Source organism: Pseudarthrobacter sp. fls2-241-R2A-127, from assembly GCF_030209355.1.
Classification (GTDB): domain Bacteria; phylum Actinomycetota; class Actinomycetes; order Actinomycetales; family Micrococcaceae; genus Arthrobacter.
The window spans coordinates 1-3,428 of record NZ_JARVSF010000026.1 but is presented as its reverse complement, the minus strand read 5'-3'; the positions used below and the strand labels follow the sequence as shown (position 1 = coordinate 3,428).

Here is a 3,428-nt window from a genome sequence, read left to right as displayed (position 1 = left end):
GCGGCAAATCACCCATCGACCGCGTTCACAATCTCCGTGGGAAGAACACCTAGGCCGCGGCGATGGAGCAAGCCAACTGTCAGAACAACCGGGGGAACATCGTGGCGCCAGGAATCCATGGAGCAGACATTGCGGAGTTCAGGACGTTTTCCAAATCACTAGCGCCGGAAGCCGCCCCGCGGCAGCTGAAGAAGTCAGCTGGAGCCGGTTCCCATGCCCGTAGCCTCCGGCTTGCCCGCCGGAACCTGCGGCGTCACCCATCCCGCGTCGCCGGTGAGCTGGGATTCGAACATCCGGAAGTATCGTCCCCGAAGCGCCACGAGTTCTTTGTGGGTTCCCTGCTCCACAATCTGCCCGTCCTCCAGCATGTACACCACGTCCGCCTTCTCGATCGTGGCGAGCCGGTGGCTGATCGCAATGATGGTGCTGCTGCGGTCCGCGAAGAGCCGGGTAAAGATCCGGTGCTCGGCGAGGGCATCGATGGCCGAAGTGGGTTCGTCCATCACCATGAACGAGGCATCCCGGTAGAAGTTACGGGCCATGGCCAGCCGTTGCCATTGGCCACCGCTCAGGCCACTGCCTTTCCGGCCGCGTGGATCCTCCATCCAGTTACTGACATGGTTGTCCAGGCCGTTGGGCAGTTTGGTGATGAACTCCAACGCTTCTGCGTCTGCTGCCGCCCGCCGGATGCGGCCGTCGTCGCGCCGGCTGTCAACGTCACCGAAGTAGATGTTCTCCGCGGCGGTGGCGAACTCGTACTTCAGGAACTCCTGGCTGAGGACTGCCAGGTGCCGGTGCCAGGAGGTGACGTCGACGGCGGCGAGATCCACACCGTCCAGCAGGACCTGCCCCGAGTCCAGGCTGTAGAGGCCCGCCAGGATGCGGATCAGCGTGGACTTGCCGGCACCGTTCTCCCCCACGATGGCGATGTGCTGGCCCCGCCTGATAGTGAGGCTGATGCCCCGGATCACTTCGATATCGCTGCCCGTGTACGTGAACCGGATGTCCTTCAGTTCGACTTCCTGCGGAGCCTCCAACAGCGGCGGTGCATGCTCCGAGTGCACAGGCATCCCCATGAAGGTCTCGTAGTCCGTCAGATTGGCCAGGTCTTCGTCAATGGAACTCAGGGAGGACACCAGGTTGTTGGCGGTGGACAAAGCACGGCTGACGATCTGCTGGACGTAGAGGAACTGGCCCACCGGCTGGGCCCGGGCGATGACCTGGCCCACCACCCAGATCAGCGAGACCACCTCGGCGCCGTATTGCAGAGCGTCCGCGGCCAGTTGCCTGGGAATGTAGCGCCGCTGGTAATCGAGCCGACGCCGCTCGTCCGCGTCGCGAAGGCGGGAACGAAGGTCCATGAGAAAGCCGACGATCCCGTAAAGCCGCATCTCTGCGATGTGCTGCGGCCGCAGGAGGTTGGTTTCGATCATGCGGCGCTGGCGGCGTGAATCCACCTGCGTGTTCCAGTGCGCAATCTGCTCCCGTGAGAGCTTGAACTGGAGGTAAACACTGGGCACGATGGCCACCAGCACGATGACGGCGATCCACCAGCTGACCAGCAGCAGGGCGCCGATGGCCAGGATGACCGAGACCAACTGAGTGAAGATCGCGGCGATCCGGTCCAATACGCGGGCGTACGAATCCGAGAACCGCTTGGCCCGGTCGTAAAGGTCCACGGTTTCTTTGTCGTCGTAGCGCCAGAATTCCAGTGCAAGGAACCGCTCGTACATCTGGTCGCCCACAATGGCGCCCACCTTGAAGCTCATCAGCTGCTGGATATAGCGGTCCACGCTGTTGAAGGCGCCCCAGAAAAGACCCAGCGCGGCAGTGACAATGACGTACACGACGGCAAGCCGCCCCGCTCCGCCGTCGCCCGCATATGCGGCCGCCAGCGCCGTGGTGGTCAGTGAGGCAAAGTAGGTGGTGACCAGGGGAAGGACGGCCGAAATCAGCGAGCCGAGCACCTTCATGATCACCGCGCCCGGGGAGGCCCGGAAACTCACCCTGAGGACCTGGGCCACCGCGCGGGCATACGGCCCTACAGTAAGCCGTTTTTGGGGATCGCGTTTTGGGGTGAGTTCCGCCGGATGGCGCGGTTGGGACATGGTGTCAGCCTAGTGCCGGCCCAGGCCCAAAAGGGCAGCGCCGGACCATCCGCTGACGGACGGCCGCCATGGACTAGACCGACAGCACGAACGGTTTTGTGAAGAATTCGGCCCAGGCGGGATCCTCCGGCGGAAGGTCATGGAGGTCTATGAGGTTGTGATCGTCCGGTTCCCATGGCGGGAGGTCGTCTATACCTGTGTGTTCACCGTGGAATCGGACGGGCATTGCAGCATCCCTGGCCGGCGGGGTTCCTGGTGGCCAGTGGGTTGGTTCGGCGTCTGGTTGTTCGGGTTGGTAGTGGCGGCCGGTGGGTGAGGTCCAGACGGGTGGCTCGTTCGTGGTGGCTGGATGTGGTGTCCATTGGCTGTGGTGTTTGAGTCGGTGGTGTTTGGGGCAGAGCTGTGCCAGGTTGCTGATTCCGGTCCTTCCGCCGTCGCCCCAGGCGGTGAGGTGGTCGGTGTCGTTGTCGGGGGTGCGGTTGGTGCAGCCGGGGAAGGTGCATTTGGCGTCCCGCAGCCTGATCCATTTTTTGATGGTCTCGGTGAGCCGGTAGCGGGTGCGGCCGATTTCCAGGGGTGCCCCGTCGCGGGGGTCGACCAGGACCCGGTAGAAGGATTCGGCGCCGTCGGCGACGAGTTTGCGGGCCATAGCCGCCGGGATGGGTCCGAACCCGTCGAGTGTGGCCGGCTCATGGGTGAGGCCGAGTAGCGAGAACACCGGGACCGTGACCAGGACATCGGCCCGAGGGGTGGGGACTGTGCCGAGTTTGGTGTTGGTTTCCGAAGCCGCGCGTGGATATTCACCGGTAGAGGTGGCAGTTCCTGTGCCGGCAGTGTTGCCGGCGCCGAGGAGCAGGGATGCTGCGATGTCGGCGCGCAACTGGGTGAGCGTGCGCTCTTCCGCCGGGCCCTGCAAACCCCGGGCGGTGGCGGTGCTGCGGTTCCAGATGGCGCAGGCAGTGTCCCCGGGCAGGTAGAGCGAGAGCCAGGCCATGCCGTCCCGGTCGGGGGTGTAGTCCATCCGCCGGTCACCCACACCTTTTGCATGGCGCTTCTCGATTGAGTCGGGGTGGTGGCGTTCCCGCCAGGCCCGGACCTTCGCCCGGAACCGGGACGGCACGAGCTCACCCGGCGAGGCGCCCCGGGCAGGATTGGGCGCGTCGGCGTCGAAGAAATGCTCCACCAACCCGGCCGCCCCCACCGGACCAAGGCCCTCCATCTCATCGGCGACGATACGGGCGTGCTGCCACGACATGTCACCCGCAGACAACGCCCCAAACACCAAGGGCAACGAACAGACCCGCCGGGAAACCTCCACCA

2 protein-coding genes are annotated in these 3,428 nt (G+C 64.6%); both read right to left on the bottom strand.

All coding sequences use genetic code 11. The features are described 5' to 3' along the window. Positions 1–194: 194 nt before the first annotated feature. Positions 195–2,108, bottom strand: coding sequence for an ABC transporter ATP-binding protein (locus QRN53_RS16125; protein ID WP_285244853.1), 1,914 nt, complete (start codon positions 2,106–2,108; stop codon positions 195–197). A gap of 73 nt (positions 2,109–2,181) precedes the next feature. Then, a partial coding sequence (locus QRN53_RS16120; protein ID WP_285244852.1) for an HNH endonuclease signature motif containing protein occupies positions 2,182–3,428 on the bottom strand: 1,247 nt, incomplete at its 5' end.

Bases quoted from the DNA above. Each gene is read 5' to 3' on its own strand.
- QRN53_RS16125 (WP_285244853.1), bottom strand. From the start codon at position 2,108: ATGTCCCAACCGCGCCATCCGGCGGAACTCACCCCAAAACGCGATCCC.